Below are 21128 nucleotides of genomic sequence, written 5' to 3' on the forward strand. Positions count from 1 at the left end.
TCTGGTAACGGATGTAACGCCATGACAGCAGGATTGCTGACAGTGACAACAGAGCCAGTCGACGCTTGCGCAACATTGCGTGACGACTGGCTGGATCTGGAACATCGTGCGGAACTCACGGTATTTCTTTCCTGGCAATGGCTGGGGCACTGGCTAAGTGTCTACAAGCCAGATGCCATCGTTCTTCGCGTTACGGAAGGAGAGAGGCTGGTTGGGCTCGGGCTAGTGGTAGAAACCGATGAGCGCCGCCACGGTGTTCTGAAATCCCGTTGCCTGCGACTGCATCAGACCGGCCACAAACTGCTGGACCAGATCTGGATCGAGTACAACGGATTCCTGGCGGAGCGGGGCAAAGAAGATGCCGTTGCCAAAGCCTGCCTGGAACACCTGTGCAGTGCCATGCCGGGGTGGGATGAGTTTATCCTTGGCGCCATTGATGCCGATGAAGCGGATCGATATGCCCGGATTACCGGCTTGTACAAGCATTTGCGCTGGGAAGCACCCTGCTTTGGTGTCGATCTCGATGGCCTGCGCCGAAGCGGTGGCCACTACCTGGATACGCTCTCACGCAATACCCGTCACCAGATCAACCGGGCTCACCGGCTTTATGGCGAACGCGGCGAAGTGAAACTGGTACGCCCGGATTCGGTAGAGGGCGCGCTGGCCGTGTTTGATGCCATAGGCCCCAGGCACCTGGAGCGTTGGGGGCATGGCCCTGATCAGAGCGGATTTGCCAACCCGGATTTCGTGCGGTTTCATCGTGAGTTAATCCGTGAACAGTGGCCTGAAGGGGGCGTTGATCTGATTTCTGTGATGGCTGGCGATGAGCAAATTGCCTGCTTTTATAATCTGCTACACAACCAGGTGGTGTACTTTTATCTCGGCGGCATGTCTGTAGAAACCGATAATCGCCTGAAGCCGGGGTTAGTGGGCCACAGCCTGTGTATTGAAGACTATCGCCATCACGGCTTTCATTATTACGATTTTATGGGTGGGGATGAGCGCTACAAATCCAATCTGGGCCATTTTCACCGCAATCTGGTTCAAATCGCCTTACAACGGCCTCGTTTCAAACTGAAGCTTGAAGACGTTGCGCGGCGGGCAAGAAACCGTTGGCTCGGGGAGGCTAGTGCCGGCCATGAACGCTGAACTCCAGGCCCGGGCGTCAAGATTCAACGCTTTCCCGGTAAGCGAATACGACCAGTATGTGGCTGGCCACCCCCGGGCAACGCCTTATCACAGCAGTGCCTGGCTGCACGCAACGCAGAGCGCCTATGGCCATACCGGTTGGTTGATTAGTGTTCATCGCAACGGGAACTTGTGTGGTGTGCTGCCTTTGGTGGAGGTAAAACCGCCCCTCGGAGCCAGTAGCCTGGTTTCTCTGCCATTCTGCGACCTTGGCGGCGTACTTGCGGACAACGCTGATATTCGGGAACAGCTGATTGCAGAAGCCAGCACACTGGCAAAAACAAATCGCATCAAAACCCTGGAAATCCGCGCCGGCGGGGCGGCGCTGGAAACCGAGCAGGCCATCGAGGGGCTACCCGCACAGACGAAAGTGCGAATGCTGTGTGAACTACCTGAAAACAGCGAAGCTTTATTCAAAAGCTACAAGCCCAAGCTGCGCAGCCAGATCCGCAAAGCGGAGAAAAACGGGCTCGGGGCGGAGCTGTGCTCCGAAGCGGATGCCGTGAACCTGTTTTATGACGTGTTCAGCCAAAACATGCGCCGGTTAGGTTCACCCGTTCATAGCCTGCGATGGTTCAAAGATCTGAAGGCCGCTTATGACGATCAGATGCTGATCGCCGTTGTTTTCCAGGATGCTAAACCGGTAGGTGCGGGCATTGTGCTGCTCAGTGGCAAACAGGCCTGCATTCCCTGGGCGTCGACACTGGAAGAGTTCAACCGGTTGGCCCCCAATATGCTCCTGTACTGGACACTGCTCAGCCACGTGTGCGACCTGGGATACACCTGCTTCGATTTTGGCCGTTCCACTCTGGGTGAAGGCACGTATCGCTTCAAAAAGCAGTGGGGCGCTCAGCCCTACGAGCTTATATGGAGCGAATACCACAATGGCGTGCAAAAGAAAGCCAGTGTTGATCCAAACGGCACCGGCCCGTCAGGCCTGTCCCGGCTAAGGCCCCTTATTGAATACATCTGGCGGCGGTTGCCGCTGACAATGACTAACTGGCTCGGCCCAAAACTCAGGCGCTACATCACCTTATGACGTTTGTACTGCTGTTAACACTGCTTTGCCTTGCGGTTCCCGTGTACGTTTACTTCGGATACCCGGCATTACTGTGGCTGCTCACCCGGGGCCTGCCAGACATCACCCACCGTCGCGGCGAACAGAAGCCTTCGGTTGCTCTGGTTATCTCCTGCTACAACGAAGAGGGAGTCATCCGGGAAAAACTACAGAACGCCCTGGAACTGGATTACCCGCAAGGGCTACTTCAGATCATCGTGGTATCAGACGGCTCGGACGATGGCACAGACGAGGCGGTAAAAGAGTTTGAGGATGAACGTATAGTGCTCATCCGCCAGGAAGGCCGGCTGGGTAAAACCATGGGCATCAACCTGGCCATGGAGCAGATCAAGGCCGACATCACCGTATTCAGCGACGCCAACGCCCTGTACGCCACCGATGCGATCAGCAAACTGGTGCGTAACTTCGCAGATCTGGATGTGGGTTACGTGGTGGGTGCCGCCCTCTATACCGATGGCAATGAGGGCGCCAGCGCGCAAAATGAAAACCTCTACTGGCGCTACGAGCTGGCCATCAAAGCCATGGAATCCCGCCTGCATTCCGTCGTAGGCGGAGACGGCGCTATTTATGGCATTCGCACCAAACTCTGGGAGCCATTGCAGCAGCAGGACATCAACGATTTTGTGAACCCCCTGCAGATTATCGCCAAAGGTTACCGAGGGGTGTTCGATGCCGACGCCCGCTGTTTTGAAGAAACCGCCGGCGATTTCGACCGGGAAGTGGCCCGAAAGGAGCGGATTGTAAATCGCAGCATCCGCGGCCTGATGCGGGTAGGGCGGGTAATGAACCCGGTGAAAACCGGGGTGTTCGCCTTTGAAGTTATCTCTCACAAACTGCTGCGCTGGTTAATTCCACTTTTCCTGCTCGTCGGCGTTGTCGGTAGCGTTATTCTGGCTTTTGCGGGCTTTGGCCTGTTCAAGCTTGTTACTGCAGGTACAGTATTGATATTAGTGCTCACGCTTGCAGGGCATCTGTCCGTTAACCGCAACAAGCTACCCGCCTGGATTGCCACGCCTTACTATTTTGTGATGGTTAATGGCTATGCTGTTCGCGGTATTGTGAAAGCGCTTCAGGGCAGAACCCAGGTAACGTGGAACAGTGCCAGAAACACAGAAACAGGGGACGTTCAGAGTGACATGCAAGTGAGTAAGCTACGAGTACTTCAATTCATTACTCCAGCCGGCTTCTACGGAGCAGAGCGTTGGGTTCTGGCGCTCGCCAACAACATTAACCGTGATGATGTTATCTGCGACCTGGCGGTGACCCGCGAATCTCCTGACCAAGACCTGTCTGTGGCTGAATATTATCCCAGTAATGATGGCCAGCAAGTCCATTATCTTGATATGAAGGGGCGTTTTGATTTCCGAGTGGTCGCGAGATTGTGTGAAGTGATTCGTAACCGCCAGATTGACGTTATTCATACCCACGGATACAAATCCGACATCCTGGGGCTACTCGCTGCCAAGCGAGCGGGTATTGCCTGTGTGAGCACACCTCACGGTTTTGCTGGTAATGTTGGCTTTAAACTTGCGACCTTTATCCGCATCGGCACCCACATGCTTCGCTACTTCGACCAGGTAGTTCCTCTTTCCGAGGAGCTGATGGACGATATGAAGCGATTCAAAGTGCCCGAAACCAAAACCTCGTTTATCCGGAACGGGGTTGATCTCAAGGAAATTGATGCAGCCCTAGCCAGCCTTCCTCAAGACAAAAACACTGATAATGATTCAAGAATCATCGGTTTTATCGGCCAGTTGATCCCGAGAAAGGGCATACCTGATCTTATCGACGTATATGACCAGCTCTATCAACGGGAGCCAGACCTTCGGTTGCAGCTACTCGGTGATGGCAGCCAAAGACAAGAACTGGAACGTCAGGCTGCAGAACTGAGCAGCGGTAATGCTGTTCAGTTTTTGGGGTTTCGCAGCGACCGGCTGGAATTGCTCTCAAAGTTCAACCTGTTTGTTATGACTTCCTCACTGGAAGGCATACCCCGGTGCATGATGGAGGCCATGGCAGTGGGTGTTCCGGTGGTCGCCTATGACATCCCCGGTGTAGATCAGCTTGTGGAACATGGCGAAACCGGGCTGCTTGCACCGTTCGGTGACAAGGCCGTGCTGGCGGCGTGTTGCGAGCAAGTTCTCGGTGATCCCGAGTTGGCGGCTGCCCTCAGCCACAATGCCCGGGAAATGGTCAATGAACGTTACTCAGCTGCCCGCATGGCAAATGAGTATGAAGTTCTGTTCCGGAAGCTGACGGGCAAAGTCAAAGACATACCCTCGCCTCAAAGGGGCGTCAGCTAATGTGTGGACTGGCCGGCTTCCTGCGCACTGCCTCAACGCCTGATCGGGATGCCCATCAGCGCTGGCTTGAGAACATGGGGCAGGCAATCATTCATCGCGGGCCGGATGCTGGCTCAACGTGGCTGGACGAAGCAGTTGGGCTTGTACATCGCAGATTGAGCATTCTTGATCTCAGTAATGCGGGAACCCAGCCCATGGTATCTGCCTCCGAACGCTATGTGATTGCCTACAACGGTGAGATCTACAACTTTCAGGAACTGCGTGACGACCTTATCAGCCAGGGCCTCAGTTTCCGCACACGAACCGATACAGAGGTTCTGCTCGCACTCTACGAAATCCATGGCCCTGAATGCCTCCAACGGCTCAATGGCATGTTTGCTCTGGCCATCTGGGATCGCACTGCCCGCAAACTGTTTTTGGCAAGGGATCGTCTTGGTAAAAAGCCCTTGTACTTTTACGAAGCCAACGGCCAGTTTGCGTTTGCCTCTGAGCTAAAGGCGTTAACACCGGCGCCCTTCGTTAAAACCGAGTTGCGCCACGACGCAGTCAAAGACTTTTTCTTCTACCAGTATGTCCCGGATCCGAAAACCATCTACAAAAACGTCCACAAACTGGCCCCCGGCCATTGGCTAATGACAGATGGAACCCACACATACCAGGAGCAGTATTGGGATGTGTCTTTCGGCTCTCCTTCAAGTGCCAGCCTGGATGAACTGGAGGATGGCCTCTACAACCTGATTGACGATGCGGTTCGCCTGCGTATGGTCAGCGATGTACCTCTTGGGGCATTCCTGAGCGGCGGAATTGATTCCAGTGCGGTTGTCGGGTTAATGGCGGGCCACACCCGCAAGCCGGTGACAACCTGCGCTATAGGATTTGATTCAAAACGGTTTGATGAAGTGCACTGGGCCAAAAAAGTGGCCGAGCAATTCAACACAGATCATCACGAGTTCACCGTAAAAAACAATGTGGCGGACAGCCTTGGCAGCATTGCGCGCTTCTTTGATGAACCCTTTGCGGATCCTTCCTTCGTTCCCACGTATTTCGTATCACAGCTGGCACGCCAGGAAGTCACCGTGGCACTGGCTGGCGACGGTGGTGATGAGAACTTTGCCGGCTATAGCAAATATTACACAGACCAAGTCGAAAACCGATTACGGGGTATGTTTCCCCCGGCACTGCGCCATAACCTGTTCCCCGGGCTTGCTCGCCTGGCGGGACTGGTAAATACCGGCCCGACGCGGAAAGCCAAATCACTCCTGGGAACTCTGGCTCTGGAGCCGGATGAGGCGTTCTTTATCACGAACAGCTTCTTTCGCAGAGATGTGTGGAACGATCTTGTAAAGGGTGAACTGAAACGGGAGACCCACGATTACGACCCTGCGGATATTACCCGCGCCCATTACCAGAATGCCGACACGGACGATCACCTTTCCCGCATTCTCTATACGGACATCAAAACCTATCTGCCCGGGGATATTCTGGTAAAGGTAGACCGCATGAGCATGGCGAACTCGCTGGAAACCCGGGCCCCGCTTCTTGATTACCGGGTGGTGGAATATGCTGCGCAGATACCAGCGGCCCTAAAACTTCACGGCAAAGAAAAGAAGTACGTTCTGAAAAAAGCCTTTGAACGTATGCTGCCGCAAGACATTCTGTACCGAAAGAAAATGGGCTTCTCTGTGCCATTGGCACAGTGGCTTCGCCGTGAGCTGAAGCCTACTGTTGAGCAACTTTTGTTGTCTCCAAATAGCGGTGTCGCGAATTTTTTTGAATCTGCCGGTATTCGTAACCTATGGCAAAAACACCTGGCAGGGGATGACCAGTTCACACAGGAGCTTTGGTCGCTATTGGTCTTTGAACTCTGGTGGCAGCAGTATCAGGTGAACGCATGACGGTTGAACAGAGCAATGCAATTACAATGCCACCCCAAAAGCCGCTGCGGGTATTGCATATTACCTTCAATATGGGAATTGGTGGCACAGAGCAGGTTATCCGGCAGCTCGTTCAAGGAATGGTCAGTGAAGGCGTTGAGTCTGAAATCCTGTGTATCGATGGCCACATTGGGCCTATTGGCGAAACACTGCAGCAGTCTGGTGTCCCCGTTCATAAAGTTGTGCGCAAGCAGGGGTTTGATTGGCCGCTGATTAAGGCAATCCGAAAGCATCTGAGGGAAGGGCGATTTGATGTTGTGCACTGCCATCAGTACACGCCCTGGATGTATGGCTGGTTAGCGGCACTGCCTACACGTGCCAAAGTGGTGTTTACCGAGCACGGCCGCTTTTATCCGGACAGGTATCGCTATAAAGCTATGCTTATTAACCCGGTAATGGCGCTGTTCACTCCATCTATTTTGGCAATTTCCAAAGCGACCAAGGATGCACTCGTAAAGTATGAGTTCATACCGAGAAAGAAGATCCAGGTCATCTACAATGGTATTGCTCCACTGGAGCGGGATGAGGCAGAAGCGACCAGGATACGAGATAGCTTAGGGATCCCAAAAACTGCCTTTGTTGTTGGTACCGTTTCCAGGCTGGATCCTGTTAAAAACCAAGCCATGATGCTCAGAGCGTTTAAGCAGTTTTCCGAGAAACAGCCAGATAGCTATTTGTTGATGGTTGGTGATGGCCCAGACAAGGATAAATTGATATCGCTGGCAAGCGAGTTCGGGATCACTAAGAGAACGATATTCACTGGTTTCATTAACAACCCTGTTCACTACCTTGCCGCTATGGACGTCTTCCTCCTATCTTCCCACACAGAAGGCACGTCGATGACATTACTGGAAGCGATGAGTCTGGAGATACCTGCGATTGCTACTTGGGTGGGGGGGAACCCTGAAATAATAGAGGATGAAGTAACGGGCCTGTTAGTAGAACCAGATGATTCGGAATCTTTCGCATTATCTATTGAGCAACTCTACGAGAATCTCATTCTTAAACAGAGCATGGGCAAGGCTGCAAGGCTGAGTTTTGATAAGCGGTTTAGCGCAGGAGTGATGGTTTTTCATTACAGTAAAATCTATCGTAACGCTAATCCAACTCTATATTCTTTTCCCCGCAGTAGGGGTCGAATAAATAATGGGTAAGTTTGCGCTGCTTTTCCTTTTTTTGTTCTTTGCGGGGATCTTCGGTGCGCTGTTTTTCGCGCCTTTCTTATCGGTGCTTGTTTACCAGTTGGTCTATTTTATAAATCCAGATAACAGCTGGTGGTCCGCAAGCATACCCGGACTAAAATACTCGTTTATCAGTGCGATACTTATGTTGTTTTTGCTGGCAACAAAATACAAGGAGTTGTCGCTTAAAGCTTCCTGGAAAACACACCCTTGTTTTAAATGGATGTTAGTCATATTACTAATGTATTTTTTAATGTTCAATTTCGCGGTTTCCTTAGAGCTGCATAAGCGTTTTACTTATGATTTTGCAAAACTAATAATCATAATCTTTGTAGCCTATAAGTTAATAAATTCAGAGAAGGCGCTTGATGCTTGTCTATGGGTGTATATATTTGGAGTAACATATATCGGTTATCTTGCATACTCTGCTGGACGTAATGCTGACGGAAGGGTCGAAGGAATCGGTATGGTCGATACCGGCGGTGATGGAAATATGACTGCCGCAGCTATGGTGCCGGCTTTGGTTTTACTTATATTCATGGCTTGGATGGGCAATAAAAAAGTTAAGTTGCTGGCAGTCTTCTGTGGAATTTTTATAGTAAATGGAGTTGTTTTAATTAATAGTCGAGGTGCCTTTTTGGGCGCTGTGGTTGGAGGGATGGTTTTTATTTTTTATATGGTATTTTCTAAATATCAGATAAAAGGTCAGAGAATGACGGCAGCATTGATTATCATTATGGGTGTATTCGGTGTTTTATATTTAGCCGATGAGGCTTTTTGGTCGCGCATGGAAACCATACAAGAAGTGGACGATGGCGCGAAGAGCGGATCTCACCGAATTGAGTTCTGGATGGCCACATTTGATGTAATGGCCGATTATCCATTAGGTGTCGGTATTAATGGATTTATTGAGTTAAGCTCTAATTATCTACCAGAGCACTATTTCGAAAATCGATCTACTGGAAAAGCAGTGCACTCGAGTTGGTTTCAAGTTTTGAGTGAAATAGGCTGGCCTGGCCCTGTTTTGTTTTTGTTTCTTTTGAGTTCAACACTTAAGTTATCCCACAAAACAAAGCAGTTTTTGCTGAAAAAAGACCATTACAAAGCCTATTTTAAAGTGATCGCGTTAGAGGGGGCTCTAATTAGTTTCTTAGTAGCTGCTAGTTTTATTAATCGCGCGAGGTCAGAATTGCTTTTCTGGCTCATTTTGTTTGTTGCGGTTAGTTCGAACATTTACTACTTACAAGCTAATAATCAAAAATCAGTTCCGAAGAGATAAAAAAGGCAGAGGGCGAAGTAAATTAGCACCCTGGGCAATCTTAGTATCGCTTTGATTATAGCTTTAATTTTTAAGTCGTATTATTTCAAATTTTAACCAATTGGCATTGGTAATATGGCAAATGTGAGACTCTCGATTATTTATTCTTCCATTGGACGATACTTGCTAATGGGAATTGGACTCGTTAGCTCAATGGTGATTGCTCGCTTGCTCTCGCCTGAAGAGATAGGTACATTTGCCATCGCCAGCTCAGTTGTGATGATTATGGCCGAGTTTAGAGTTTTAGGAGCAAACTCGTATATAATTAGGGAGAAAGCTTTAACGAGTGAGAAAATTCGATCGTCATATGGGCTGACCATACTTATCTCTTGGTCTATGGGTTTTTTAATTATTTTTTCGTCGTACCCACTCTCGATATATTTCGACATAAAGGGGCTTTTCTTAGTGTTTTTGCTTTTGTCTGTCGGGTTCTTTATGGCACCTTACATTAGCATTCCTCATGCGCTACTTAGTAGAGAATTCAAGTTCGGAGTTATGGCAAAGGTTTATATATGTGCCGCTTTAACTCAATTTATAGTAACTGTAATTCTGATTTATTTGGGTTTCAGTTATTTTTCTTTAGCTTATGGCATGTTAGCGTCAGTAGCGATACGTGCCGTCATGTTTTTATATGCTAGTCGTGATATTAAAGTATACGCACCAAGCTTTAAAAATATGCGTCCTATAGCCAAAGTTGGCATATATACGTCACTAGGTAATGTGTTGCGACGAACACAGCAAACTGCACCTGACATGGTCATCGGTAAAATGGGGTCACCTACAGAAGTGGGGCTTTTTTCAAGAGGTTTGGGCTTTGTAGTTTTTCTCCAAGATTTGGTGATCTCAGGTATTAATCCAGTTGCTGCCCCGTATTTAGCGGATATAAATAACCGAGGCGAAAGTCTAGTGCAGGCTTATACTAATGCATCACAGCTGATTACTGGAGTTTTGTGGCCAGTTTTAATCGTTGCTAGTGTTGCCAGCCTCCCGGCTGTTCGTCTCATGTTTGGCGAACAATGGGATTTCTCGGCGCCATTAGCATCTGTCGTAGCACTATGGGCTATTTTTCGGTCGGCTCATGTTTTTTTACCCCAGACACTTATCACATTAGGCTTTGAAAGCGCTATGTTCAGTAAGGAACTTATTGTCTTTCCCGTTTTTTTGACCGCAATAATTGTTGGATACAATAGTTACGGTTTACAGGGCGTCAGTTACGGTTTTATTCTTGCAGGAACAATAGATTTCCTCGTTTCCTATGCATACCTTAAACGCTATCTAGGTCTTCCGATTCTTGAACACGTCATGGCGTTAATTCCGAGCGCATTAACGGCATCGGTATGTTGGTTGGCTATTCAAGGGATTTCATATATTTGGCCCTTTCAGATGACCTCTCCTTTTGTGTCTTTTTTGCAGATTCTCGGGATCCTGCCCCTAGTGTGGATGTTAGCACTCTACCTTTTTAAACATCCTTTAAGTGATGAACTTATCAAGCTCTTTGGCATATTTAAAGGTAAAATTTCCTAAAAGTTTAATAAGAATATCTAAGTTAATAAGTAAATTTAATGAGTACTAGGTTACCTAATTTATTTTAAAATGATCTACTTCAAGTAGAGGCAAGCTCCGATTAAATTTCTAAACCTCTTTTTATCGAAGGGCGCACGGAGCCAGAATTTTAGGCCGAAATGCGTGGCACGATACCATTGTCGCTGCTCTCTCCCGGAAAGACTTAGAAGATATAAGTAGCGATCAATGTTATGATTAATTTCCTTTTTATAGGTTGAAAAAAGTGGATCTTCTAGCAGGAGATCATACATTTTAATTACGTATGATGTCTTTCTGTTAATCCCACCCGATAAGCCATCATATCTGATTCGATACAGAACGTCTGGTTTTTTGATCAAACCGATTGTTTTTGTAAGCGCAATGCAACGCAGCCAAAGATGGTGATCTTCAGCCCTTTTTAGCCCCTCAAAAAAACCATTGAGTTCGATAAACAAACTTTTTCTAAGTGTTACAGCTCCGGTCCAGGCTACAACTCCCTCTAAAAAAACTTCGATTGGATTTGTAATTTCTACTAAACCATCAATATCTGGTTGGCTGAAGTAATGTTTCCAGTGGATGTTTGCTACTGACTGCGGGATCAATTTGCTATTACTAGTCCAGCGATAGAAATCAGAAGAAAAGAAATTTATACTACTTAACTCTATACATTTACGCCGATTCTCGAGGCAATATTCACGAAAAATATCATCACTATCTAAGAAGCATAACCATTCTCCTCTAGCGATATGTGCTCCGTGATTTCTGGCGCCCGATGCACCTCGAGTTCGTGTATTTTGAGTATAGATAACCCTGTCATCCTGGCCAGCAAAACGTTGGATGATTTTTCTGGAGTTGTCAGTGGAAAAATCATCAACGACAACTAATTCAAAATCTTCTTCCGTTTGCTGTAACACTGATTCAATGCTTTCTGAAATATAGCCCTCTGAGTTGAAGCATGGCATGATAACGCTAAAAAAAGGAGTATCCTTACGCCGATGACTACTGCTTTCTAAGTGGTTTTGACAGTTCATGGCTCCAACTCTCCACGTATCAATGCGATCAACAGCCGTATTCGATCTCTTATAATAAGGTTGTATGCCGGAATATCCTTTGCGATTTCAATAGCTTTTTTATTCTCAGATGCCCAATAATAGGAGCGGAATAATCGAACAGGATAATAATTCAACTGTTCTTCTAGGATGTTTGCCAGTGAGTCAGGAACAAGCCTATGCTCAACAAGATCACGTAGTACAAGGAGTTCGCCCTCAAGATTTCGAATATACTCTGCAGAAAAGTTCCCTTCATGTTTGTTTATCAGGACAGTCTGTTCTGTGCCGATAACCGCGTTTGAAACTGCGGCCATTCTCGCTGTCAGGTGCAGATCTTCCGAGGCCCAGCGGGATACGCGATCAGTGATTCCACCTGAAGCCTGATAGAGGTTACGACTAAATACTGTACAAGATGGAAAGCAGGCTTGAAATTCCAAGAGGGATTTCAAGAAGGGGGGGGTGCATTGATGGTAGCGTGACGTTTCGCTGCATGGTTCACCTGTCAGCCGTTTCATCCATCCATCTGGAGCTAACTCAAACTTTGTTTTATCCGGGTGATCAGATGTTACAAAGTTCGAAAAGTAAAAATTAGTTTCTGGGAACTTAACTAGGGCGTTGGAAAAGTTTTCGATATGATTGGGATACCAGAAATCGTCGCTGTCGCACAGCGCTATCCAATCACCGTGGCTGCTCTCAATAGCTGTCTTGCGAGCAATACCAGGGCCGCTGTTCTCAATTCGAATGACTTTGATTCTATTTTTATAGTGTTTAATCGCCTGCTCTAGGTTATCTGTGGACCCGTCATCACAAAGAACAACTTCATCTACAGGAATGCTCTGCGAAAAAATCTGGTCCAGTGTCTTGGTGATCCAGTCAGCTCGATTAAAGACAGGGATTGCGACTGAAATTGAGTCCTTCAAGGTTCGTCATCCTCTACAGCTTATTAAGCCAGTTGTTGTTTTAACTACAATAATTGAAAGCCTTACTGCAATAGCTCTATCGCCCTTGCCGCCAGTTTATCCCAACTAAAATTTCCTTCCATATGGAAACGCCCTGCGGTACCCATATTTTTAAGTCGCGACGTATCACTAAGCAAATCATTCACCGCATTTGCCAGTGGCTCAGGATCTGTGCAGTCAACAATCACACCTGTCTTTTCAGGCACAAGAGTTTCTCCAGTGCCGCCGGCATCTCCAGCCAAAACGGGCGTGCCGCAACTCTGCGCCTCGAGGAGAACCATTCCAAATCCCTCGTCATCGTTCTTCACTCTTCGATTAGGAAGTGCGAACAGGTCACACTGCTGGTAACACTCAAGCATCTCCAGGTCACTTAATTCTCCAGCAAACTCTACTAAATCACTGACATCCAGCTCGGCGGCTAGTTCTCGCAGTGCTTCCTCTTCTTGCCCGCCTCCAATAATGCAGTAATGCACGCACGGAAACTGGTCCCGTATTTTCGGTAGTGCACGAATCATCATGTCCTGACCTTTTCGTTTCTGGAGACGGCCGACCGTTAGAATTGTTCGTCTATCAGGCCAGCGATTTTGTGTTTGGGATAGTGCGGGTCTGAACCAATCTACATCCACTCCGGGCGTCATGGTGACCAGTTGGTCTTCTAAACCCCACCAAGAACGAAGTATCTGTGCCGTATTTTCACTATTGGCGATAACCTTCTCAGCGTGATTCATCACCCACCGGGTAAGCATAGAGATTTCCCGACTGGTTCGGGCAACTTCAACGTCTTCACCATGTACATAACAGGTATACGGAATGCCCCGGCGCAACTTGTTAAATAGCGCTGGCAAGCCCTCCGGTATAACGCGCCCACAATGAACCTGTTCGATAGAGTGCGCATGGGTGAGTTGGTCTACTTTTCGCCACAAGCGAATGTAAAACCCCAAACCTTTAAAGGACGCTATACCCCAGTAAGGCGATCGCAGCGTGCTTCGATCTACCCTATGTGGAAATTGATTATCCGGTGGTTCGCCATCTGAATGTTGATCAGTGAGCACCTGAACACTGCCGGAAGGAAATCGCTTGTAAATTTCCCAGAACCAGCGCCCGCTCCCACCGTGAGTGGGCGGAAAAATTTCCGAGAGTAACAAGATTTTCCTCATATTTTCCTTACCTTTATGCGATTTAATTTGGCTCATGGCTTTATGGAGTGTAGTGCCGGATTAGAACGCAGTTCACCCGAGATATTGATTCTCTGATCGAGGTGAATAAAAGCGTCCACCCTGAAGGATTGCTTCCAAGTATCCAATGGAAGTTTGCTTGTGATAAATAGGGAATGGTGGCACATCTCGTGCTGGTGCTACCATGAGCCAGAGTTATATTGGGCTTGAACCCGTTAGTGATTTGACTGACACCTTTCTGAATGCGAGCAGTCAGCTCTGCGAAGATCTGGGCAAACTTTAGCAAATTAAGATTGTAAACAGCCTCAATTGGATTGACGAAAAAGCTGATCCGGCATTTCGCGATGAGGATTAATGTCAAGTACAATGAGGTTAGACGTTGATGATCTAAGCATAAAAAAAGCTTTGTCGGCGGCTTCCGAGCGGCTACTAAAACGGCGATCGCTTTCATTACGATCCATCCATGGTCGGTCTATGTAAAGAAATATTAACAGAAGGAACGATTTAACTACACTGTAGAAATCAATTCCTTCAACTTCACACGAGTTAACAACACGTTTGGCGATGCCTTTGCTGCTAAGATAAGGTAACTCGTAGTTGGGCTGTGCAGTACAGTACTTTGACCCTGAAACCATTTTGGTTTTCAAGGACGAGAATAAACTTGGTAATTCGTTGGAAAACATTGGCTGCTAAAATGTAGCAAGGAACCTATTATGCGCTTGGTAAAAACGCAATTTTCCGCCCCCTTTTTATTGGCAGCCGGTATATTTCTGGCATCCCCGCTGGTTCATTCTGAAGTTATTTTTGAAGATAACTTTGACGATCAGCCCGACTGGACGAGCGGAATGTACACGACGGAACAAGTCCAGAGGGCTGTTGATGGTGACGTCATCCCAGAAGGGTATTTCTCAGCTCGCCAAGAGGCAAACTGGGCACCGTCCACAGGCTATCCAGATAAACATGAAGTAATCGAAATTCTAGCATCTAACGCTGACAAAGCCCGAGGCGGGACAGGTAAGAGCTTCGTCGGTTGGCGGAAGTCTTATGACGAGGGCTGGAAGAACTGGGCATCAGAGTCGATACTGATGAAGTATTTTCCTGAAGGGTATGATGAGCTGTATGTGGAGTTCTGGGTAAGTTTCTCTCCAGACTGGACGAGAACTTATACAGGCGGAGCTTCAAAGAATACTACAAAGCTTTTTCGGATTTCCAGTTGGAATGGCAAACCGTCTGAATATAATGGGTTTCCGGGCGGCAATCTCGGCCCCATAGCCTTATGGGATTACAGTCTAAACGACTACGGTGTCCGCCTAAAAAATTCACTTCGCGGCGGCCCGCACGGCGACAACTACAAATTTGCAGTAGAAGATATAAAGGATATTGGCGGCTATATATCATCGGGAAGCTCTGGAGATTTTAACCTAAACTTCAGTGGTCTTCTTGAAGGTATGGGGCCTAATAACACTCAGCCCATTATTGAAGACCGCTTAAACGGCGGTTTCATTACAACCAGCACTCCTGGTTCCATCACGCACGATCAAATTTATGGCCCAGGTAAATCGTGGACCAAGATGGGCTTCTACGTGAAGATGAATTCTGCTCCGAACGCTACTGACGGAATTTACCGTCAATGGATGAACGATAAGCAAATTTTCCGAAGCACAAAAATCCCATGGATTCGTTCGTCCGCAACAGAGAACGAGAACGCGAAGTGGAACCTCGTTGTTATTGGTGGCAATGACTTCTTCCGCCCCTATCCGAATGAAGATCGGTACGAAGAATGGTATGCGATTGATGATCTTATTATAAGAACTGATATTCCTGATTATTTGGACTCAACTACGATTGTTCCCCCTAGTCCCCCCGTCGGCTTTGAGGTGGAATAAATAACGCGAATGCTTTCCATGTACTTTTACCAAGGCCAAGAAGACGACCGCTGAGGTAAATGAAGTCCAAAAAATAAATAGCGGGTAGGTTGCGTAGATTTCGATCAATATTTCTGGACCTGCGCAGCCGTTTTATTGTGAAAATTAGAGGAGTGCCAGTGATTATTGTTGTTGATATTAGCATGGCAGTTATATTTTCAGAGATCGTGCCAGTAAGAAGGCTAATAAATCCGATTAAAAAAAGAATAAGAAAATAGAAAGTTGGATCTTTTACTGTTTCATGCCAATTCTGAAGATAATTTTCGGAGTGCCATATTTGTCTTAAAAAGAAATTTTTGAGTGTAGTAGGGTTGCCGAGATGGATGACATCCAGCTCCTCGGTCATTATCAAGCTATAGTTTTGATTTCTCAGGGACATTGATAGCTTCGTGTCCTCTCCAGATGTGATTTTTTCATCAAACGGCCCGGCTAAGAAAAAGTCATCTTTTCTAATAAAAATGCACCCCCCTAAGAGTTCTTTTGGAGGCGCTTTATTCTCTAGCAACCAAGCTTTCTCTATCCAGTAGGGGCTTGGCCTGAGTAGATAGCCTCCTCCACAGACAGTATCTTTATCAAGGAGCAAGCTAGCTCCTTTTGAAAGCCAGTCAGTAGGCGCTACACAGTCGCCATCTATAAACGCCAAGACTTCGCCTTTAGCAGCTTTTGCGCCCGCATTTCTTACTCTACCAACTGGGCCAGTTTTTTGTTCGATAATTTGCACATTAAATTGTAGGGCTATTTCTTGTGTCTTGTCTATTGAGTTATTGTCTACAACAATAATTTCGTAATTGTCTGTTGGGTAGTCCTGAGAAGCAAGTGACTCTAAGCATTGTGATATATATTCCTGTTCATTGTGGGCGGGAACAATAACACTAATAAACTTAAAGCCCATTTTTTTTTCCTTTAATGTGTGATTTTACTGCTTTGAATTTTCCGTTTTTACTTTTTTCAATATTATTTACGAATTCTATTTTAATGATCATGTCTTTTCCAAATTTTTTATGAAATTTATCCATTATTTGGTTTTCAGGTACGTATGCTGATTCCGAAAGCTTCACAATAAGAATTTCGCAATAGTCGATTCTATGTTGAATTATTTGAGCTTCTTTTATATTTTCAAAAAAACCAAAAATTTCTCCGGTCCTACCAATTCTTCTGCCATCTGGAGTATGTATTTGATCATCTACCCGGCCAGTAATGTTTTTTATAGCGAAATTATCACAGCCGCTTGCCATATCTCCTATTTCATAGCGAATTAAGGGCATTACAGTGTTTGTTAATGTTGTTCCTATTATTTGGCCAGAATCTGAACCTAAACCCTGGTCGTCAATAATTTCATGTACGCCTAGAATAGGATTAACGATGTATGAGAAACTTTTATCTTGACCTGCGAATAGAATATACTCAGCTGTGCCATAGTAGTCATATATTAAGCATCCAAAAACCTTCTCAATAACGCTTCGCTGCCAACTAAATAGTGTTTCAGAGTTTGTAATAATAATCTTTGGCTTGAAAGAGGGTGTTTTTTTGTTTTCAGAGTACAGCGTTGCGAGGTTATAAATTGCTGATGGGTAGCCAATCAACTCTTCCGGGTTTAACATTTCTAACTCACGGTCGTAATGGTCTAACGTTTTATTGCTTAAATGATATGTGGAAAAAATTGCTTGGTTCTCTGATTTGTTAAAGCGAAAGAATGGTGGATTGTTATCAGTGTAGTTTTTTATAAGCCTTCCAGCAAATGTTGCCCTTCTTGCACCAAAATCCACACCGTGCTGAATCTCGTGGTCGACTAGCAATGCCATTGCTAACTCATAAGTATTTCTATTCATGTGAATAGTAAATGGTGTTCCAGTTGTTCCGCTGGTTTTTTGGGTAATGTAATTCCGCGCTGAAGGGTCAATTAAGCTATCAATATTATCAATTATAGTTCTCTTAGATAATACAGGCATCTTTTGTAGATCAGCTTTAGATGAAATTTGAGTGTGGCTGATGCCATAATCAGAAAAAAGCCTCTGATAAAAAGGAATGTTGTTTCCGCAAAAACGAACAATGCTCTCTATTTTCTCATTCTGATAGTCTGTCTTTTCGCGTCCACTAAGCGTATTTATCTCGTTAATTTCTCTAAGTTTAGAGTCGAGATTTTCGTAACGCTTCGGAAACTGCATTCTGCCGGTAAGGCTGACAAGGAAGTTCTGAACCCGTGGTGAAGATGAGTAATAAATACGCTCTTTGATGTTCACTTTTTTACCTCAAGCTCTCTTTCTAACCAACTTTGCGGGATTTCCAGCAAAAATGCCCAAATTCTCAGTGTCATTCACTATCACGCTACCGGCTGCAATCACGGACTGATCACCAATGTTCGCCATAATGATCGAACCGTTTCCGATCCAACAATCTTCGCCAATGGTAACCTTGTAAAATGTTCCGGGTTGGCTCTGAATCGATTGTTCGAGATCATTAAAACCATGCTGATTTTTTCCGCTCAAAATGTGAACGCCGCTGCCAAGTAAAGTCTCTTTCTTTATGATGCATTTTCCAATATTACACTGCGGGCCAATATACACCCCTTTCTCAATCGTCGTATCTGCATGGGAAAATATCGTAAGAAAGCCTACAGAAATTTCATCAGAGGTATCTGTACAGGCAAGGCAGTAGAAGGCAGCACGGATATATATGCCAACCTTTCCGGGAACGAGGCTCAGCGCTTGGGAGAAAGACATAAACACCGCGTCGATGTTCCCTGCCAGGCAAAGCAACAGGTAAAGGGCATAAACAGGGAAAATCAAAACCAGAAAACCTGTCTTGATCGCCCGCTTCAGTGACTGCCGAAAATTTATCACCGGTTCAACCTCGCATTGAGCCAGTTTTTTTCGCGGGCTGGGCTAAAGTTGCAGATACCTTTGCCCAAGCGCAGCAGTATTTTACTCAACAAACCGCTCCAAGTTAGTCTTAGGCTATTGTCAGCGATAGCGGCGGTAATCTGAGGTATCGAGGCGTGTTTTGAGTGTGCGCTTATTAGATGGGGGCCGTAATTTTGCATAAGGATAATCAGAACCCTTGAGAACTCACGCTCCTCACTTGTTTTGAGTATTTGAGAGGTGTCAATGAGCCAACGCTTTCCAGTTTTCTGGAAGTGGTTTTCCTGATCTTTGGGGGCGAACTCTGCAGCCTGAAACATTAGCATGGCCTTACGGATATCTTGTGCGACCCAAGTGTGGTTAGGAAATTCCAGCTGCTCGGGGTTAGCCAAAAACGGTTTCTCATTATTATGCATCCATTCAGCGTAGGCCATAAAAGAGCTGGCGGCGTACTGATATGCGCTGTCCAATTGGCCAATCGCGCGTTTTTCATTGAGGTAACGAGCGATCGCCGAAAGCAGAATTAGGTAAGACCAGCTGATTTCTACGTCCAAGAGATTGCGCTTGGCAATATTGTCTTTTGGGTGGATGGTTGCACGTATGACAGTATCGGCCTTTGATAACCAGGCGTTGTCGGGTTCCAGGATTGATGCGTCGATCAATGCTGTCAGATAATTGCCTGTTCCACGAGTAAAGGGATATCGGTGCGTTGTTACGTGCTGTCCTTTCGCCAAGGCTTTCAGCTTAGGGATGTCCTGGTTCTTAACAGCTAGTAGGCTTTCCAGAAACCCGCCGGTTCCTTCGTGAGTTGCTACCATCCATCCCGCAAGTTTTAATACGGCTGTTTTTGATGTGGTCGAACCTGTTAGAAAATAATGATAGAGCAAGCCGGTGGTATAGCAGTGTTCTGCGGCCGGACCACCACCTGTCTGGCCAGGTGTTGAGCTTGTATCGTTATGTCGGGAAAAGGTTCGGTGAGTGGCTGTATATGTATCCAGGTAGTGGTCGGTGTGCCAGAATAGGCCGTTATTATATTCTGCCCGGTCTACTTCGGTATGGTATATATCGATGTCTGCAACATGGTGAGCCAGATTGTCCATCAGCTGGAACCATCGGGGGTCGCCGCTAAGAGCGAACTGACGAGCGAAGCCGTAGATAGCATCGTACTGATTGTTGTAATGGGAGATAAACGGTTCTTCGTCAGCCGCTTGATACAGTGTTTCGTGATCGGCAAAGATTTCGCCGAAATTCCGCCACCCGTATTCGTCTATTTTTTCTCTTTTCGCAAAGAAGTTATTACTTCCCTCCAGCCCACTGTTGATTAGCGCATTGAGAGTTGTGTCGTTACCCACTGCGCAAAACCATGGAAATGCGTCTGTATCCTGGTAATGCTGTGCTTGCAGCGTAGGGGTTAGTGGCTCGTGCGCCCAGGCCAAGGGCTCTGTTGCCACGCCGTAACTAATGAGGACTGTTTGAGTCTTTCGTTCGCCTCCCTGCAATTCATACTGCTGGTTTTTTCTCGCCGGAAACAGGTGAACAATCATCTCGTTCTCAGTTGCCTCCAGAGCGCTGGGGAAATTTTGCCAGAAAAGCGGGTAGGCTATCTGAATTGAGCGATTGCTAGCGGTGTTGGTGTCGGCACCTCCTGCGACGCGAAGGGTTGGGCTGGCCCTGTGGCCTTCTTCGATCGCTTTGTTCTGTTCGGTCACCTTAAAGCCCCGAAACTGGGTGGTGATTTCGCCATTTTTGTCGACGTGGTTGCGGCTGTTCCAGTTTTCACCGCCACTAGAGTCCTGATAGATCTTTAAGGGTAACTCATTGTACTTCAGCGCTGCTTTGCTTGGTGTAAGCGATAACTCCCCAATATCGAGGTCGGGGCAAGCAATACGAACAGTCAGAGAATTGAAGCTGATTGAACCGGGGTCGCCGAGATCCCAGAGCCCGCCGTGATGTTTGGCTCTTTTTGGGTTGTGAATGCACAGCTGAACACTGAGGGTGCTGTTGCCATGGTAAAAATTCAGCGTGCAAGTGAACCGCGCAAACTGCTGGCCTGATTCGGATTTCCAGTAGCCTTGGGTGCTTAAAACTGTGCTCACGGGGCCATCTTCGACACACTGCCATGGCTTGTCCAGAACAGAGGATAGTAATTCGTCAGAAACCGTAGCGTTGGCAACCCTCATCTCTACTTGTGTAGGATAGGTTTGGCTTGTGTATTCACTGACTCGCTGCCAGCCTAAGGTGTGGCCGAAGAGCTCAAATGTGTTGTTCCCAGAGGTTACTATGAGTTCATTCGCGTCCCAATGTGATGAAGCTGACTGGTTCAGTTCACCTGTTTGCAAAACCAGCGTGCTTGAAGTGTTTGCTGCTAAATCAACGGCAGTGGTAACAGTTGCCCACCGGTAACTGCCATCGGGCCAATAGCTTGTTGGAGTAAGCTGAAGCGGCAGTGGTTGCCCGCCGGCGGACTTCAAACCAATCACGGTTGTTTTGGAAACTGAACTTTTTTTAAATGGGATGCCAAGCCGTATTGGTTCCTGGCGGCGCTTAATGCCGGAGGTTTCTTTCAGGTTAATGTGCACTGGCTGCATAATTGCTTTGAATCCCTTTCCTTAAATGCG

15 protein-coding genes are annotated in these 21128 nt (G+C 47.0%); 8 read left to right on the forward strand and 7 right to left on the reverse strand.

Annotated features, from left to right (window positions below; translation table 11 throughout):
• The first annotated feature begins 21 nt into the window (after positions 1–21).
• From BUA49_RS10520 to BUA49_RS10555, 7 genes are all read left to right on the forward strand, one after another.
• Positions 22–1149 carry a GNAT family N-acetyltransferase gene (locus tag BUA49_RS10520; protein ID WP_072797146.1) on the forward strand — a complete coding sequence of 376 codons (1128 nt, stop codon included), beginning with the start codon at positions 22–24 and terminating at the stop codon, positions 1147–1149.
• Complete coding sequence (locus tag BUA49_RS10525) at positions 1139–2227, forward strand: FemAB family XrtA/PEP-CTERM system-associated protein (protein ID WP_072797148.1); 1089 nt, start codon at positions 1139–1141, stop codon at positions 2225–2227. The genes BUA49_RS10520 and BUA49_RS10525 overlap by 11 nt, the downstream gene beginning before the upstream one ends.
• The gene (locus BUA49_RS18050; RefSeq protein ID WP_228704450.1) at positions 2224–4569 is read left to right on the forward strand and encodes a glycosyltransferase; all 2346 of its coding nucleotides are present in this window, start codon (positions 2224–2226) and stop codon (positions 4567–4569) included. The genes BUA49_RS10525 and BUA49_RS18050 overlap by 4 nt, the downstream gene beginning before the upstream one ends.
• Positions 4569–6464: an asparagine synthase (glutamine-hydrolyzing) gene (gene asnB / locus BUA49_RS10540; RefSeq protein ID WP_072797150.1), complete on the forward strand. Its 1896-nt coding sequence runs from the start codon at positions 4569–4571 to the stop codon at positions 6462–6464. The genes BUA49_RS18050 and asnB overlap by 1 nt, the downstream gene beginning before the upstream one ends.
• The gene (locus tag BUA49_RS10545) at positions 6461–7657 is read left to right on the forward strand and encodes a glycosyltransferase (protein WP_072797152.1); all 1197 of its coding nucleotides are present in this window, start codon (positions 6461–6463) and stop codon (positions 7655–7657) included. Before asnB ends, BUA49_RS10545 begins: the two co-directional genes overlap by 4 nt.
• Positions 7650–8963, forward strand: a complete 1314-nt coding sequence (locus tag BUA49_RS10550; protein WP_072797154.1) for an O-antigen ligase family protein — start codon at positions 7650–7652, stop codon at positions 8961–8963. The genes BUA49_RS10545 and BUA49_RS10550 overlap by 8 nt, the downstream gene beginning before the upstream one ends.
• 114 nt (positions 8964–9077) lie before the next feature.
• Positions 9078–10526, forward strand: coding sequence for an oligosaccharide flippase family protein (locus BUA49_RS10555; RefSeq protein WP_072797156.1), 1449 nt, complete (start codon positions 9078–9080; stop codon positions 10524–10526).
• 74 nt (positions 10527–10600) lie between these two features.
• Here the strand turns inward: BUA49_RS10555 and BUA49_RS10560 are convergent, their stop codons facing one another.
• The 3 genes from BUA49_RS10560 to BUA49_RS10570 form a co-directional block, all read right to left on the reverse strand.
• A complete protein-coding gene (locus BUA49_RS10560; RefSeq protein ID WP_084063535.1) occupies positions 10601–11575 on the reverse strand; it encodes a glycosyltransferase family 2 protein in 975 nt (324 codons plus the stop codon).
• A complete protein-coding gene (locus tag BUA49_RS10565) occupies positions 11572–12513 on the reverse strand; it encodes a glycosyltransferase family 2 protein (RefSeq protein ID WP_072797160.1) in 942 nt (313 codons plus the stop codon). The genes BUA49_RS10560 and BUA49_RS10565 overlap by 4 nt, the downstream gene beginning before the upstream one ends.
• 62 nt (positions 12514–12575) lie before the next feature.
• Complete coding sequence (locus tag BUA49_RS10570) at positions 12576–13745, reverse strand: glycosyltransferase family 4 protein (RefSeq protein ID WP_217650405.1); 1170 nt, start codon at positions 13743–13745, stop codon at positions 12576–12578.
• Between the two features lie 695 nt (positions 13746–14440).
• Here BUA49_RS10570 and BUA49_RS10580 point away from each other — a divergent pair.
• Positions 14441–15613 carry a hypothetical protein gene (locus BUA49_RS10580; RefSeq protein WP_072797166.1) on the forward strand — a complete coding sequence of 391 codons (1173 nt, stop codon included), beginning with the start codon at positions 14441–14443 and terminating at the stop codon, positions 15611–15613.
• Here BUA49_RS10580 and BUA49_RS10585 read toward each other — a convergent pair.
• Genes BUA49_RS10585 through BUA49_RS10600 form a run of 4 tightly spaced genes read right to left on the reverse strand, consistent with a single transcriptional unit; the run spans position 15582 to position 21098 of the window.
• Positions 15582–16544, reverse strand: coding sequence for a glycosyltransferase (locus BUA49_RS10585; RefSeq protein WP_072797167.1), 963 nt, complete (start codon positions 16542–16544; stop codon positions 15582–15584). The genes BUA49_RS10580 and BUA49_RS10585 overlap by 32 nt on opposite strands.
• The gene (locus BUA49_RS10590; RefSeq protein WP_139248761.1) at positions 16534–17892 is read right to left on the reverse strand and encodes a phenylacetate--CoA ligase family protein; all 1359 of its coding nucleotides are present in this window, start codon (positions 17890–17892) and stop codon (positions 16534–16536) included. Before BUA49_RS10590 ends, BUA49_RS10585 begins: the two co-directional genes overlap by 11 nt.
• Before the next feature lie 9 nt (positions 17893–17901).
• On the reverse strand, positions 17902–18492 hold the full coding sequence (locus BUA49_RS10595) for an acyltransferase (RefSeq protein WP_072797171.1): 591 nt from the start codon (positions 18490–18492) through the stop codon (positions 17902–17904).
• On the reverse strand, positions 18489–21098 hold the full coding sequence (locus tag BUA49_RS10600) for an RIFT barrel domain-containing protein (protein ID WP_072797173.1): 2610 nt from the start codon (positions 21096–21098) through the stop codon (positions 18489–18491). The genes BUA49_RS10595 and BUA49_RS10600 overlap by 4 nt, the downstream gene beginning before the upstream one ends.
• Positions 21099–21128 lie beyond the last annotated feature (30 nt).

It is taken from the genome of Marinobacter antarcticus, assembly GCF_900142385.1.
In the GTDB taxonomy this organism is placed as follows: domain Bacteria; phylum Pseudomonadota; class Gammaproteobacteria; order Pseudomonadales; family Oleiphilaceae; genus Marinobacter; species Marinobacter antarcticus.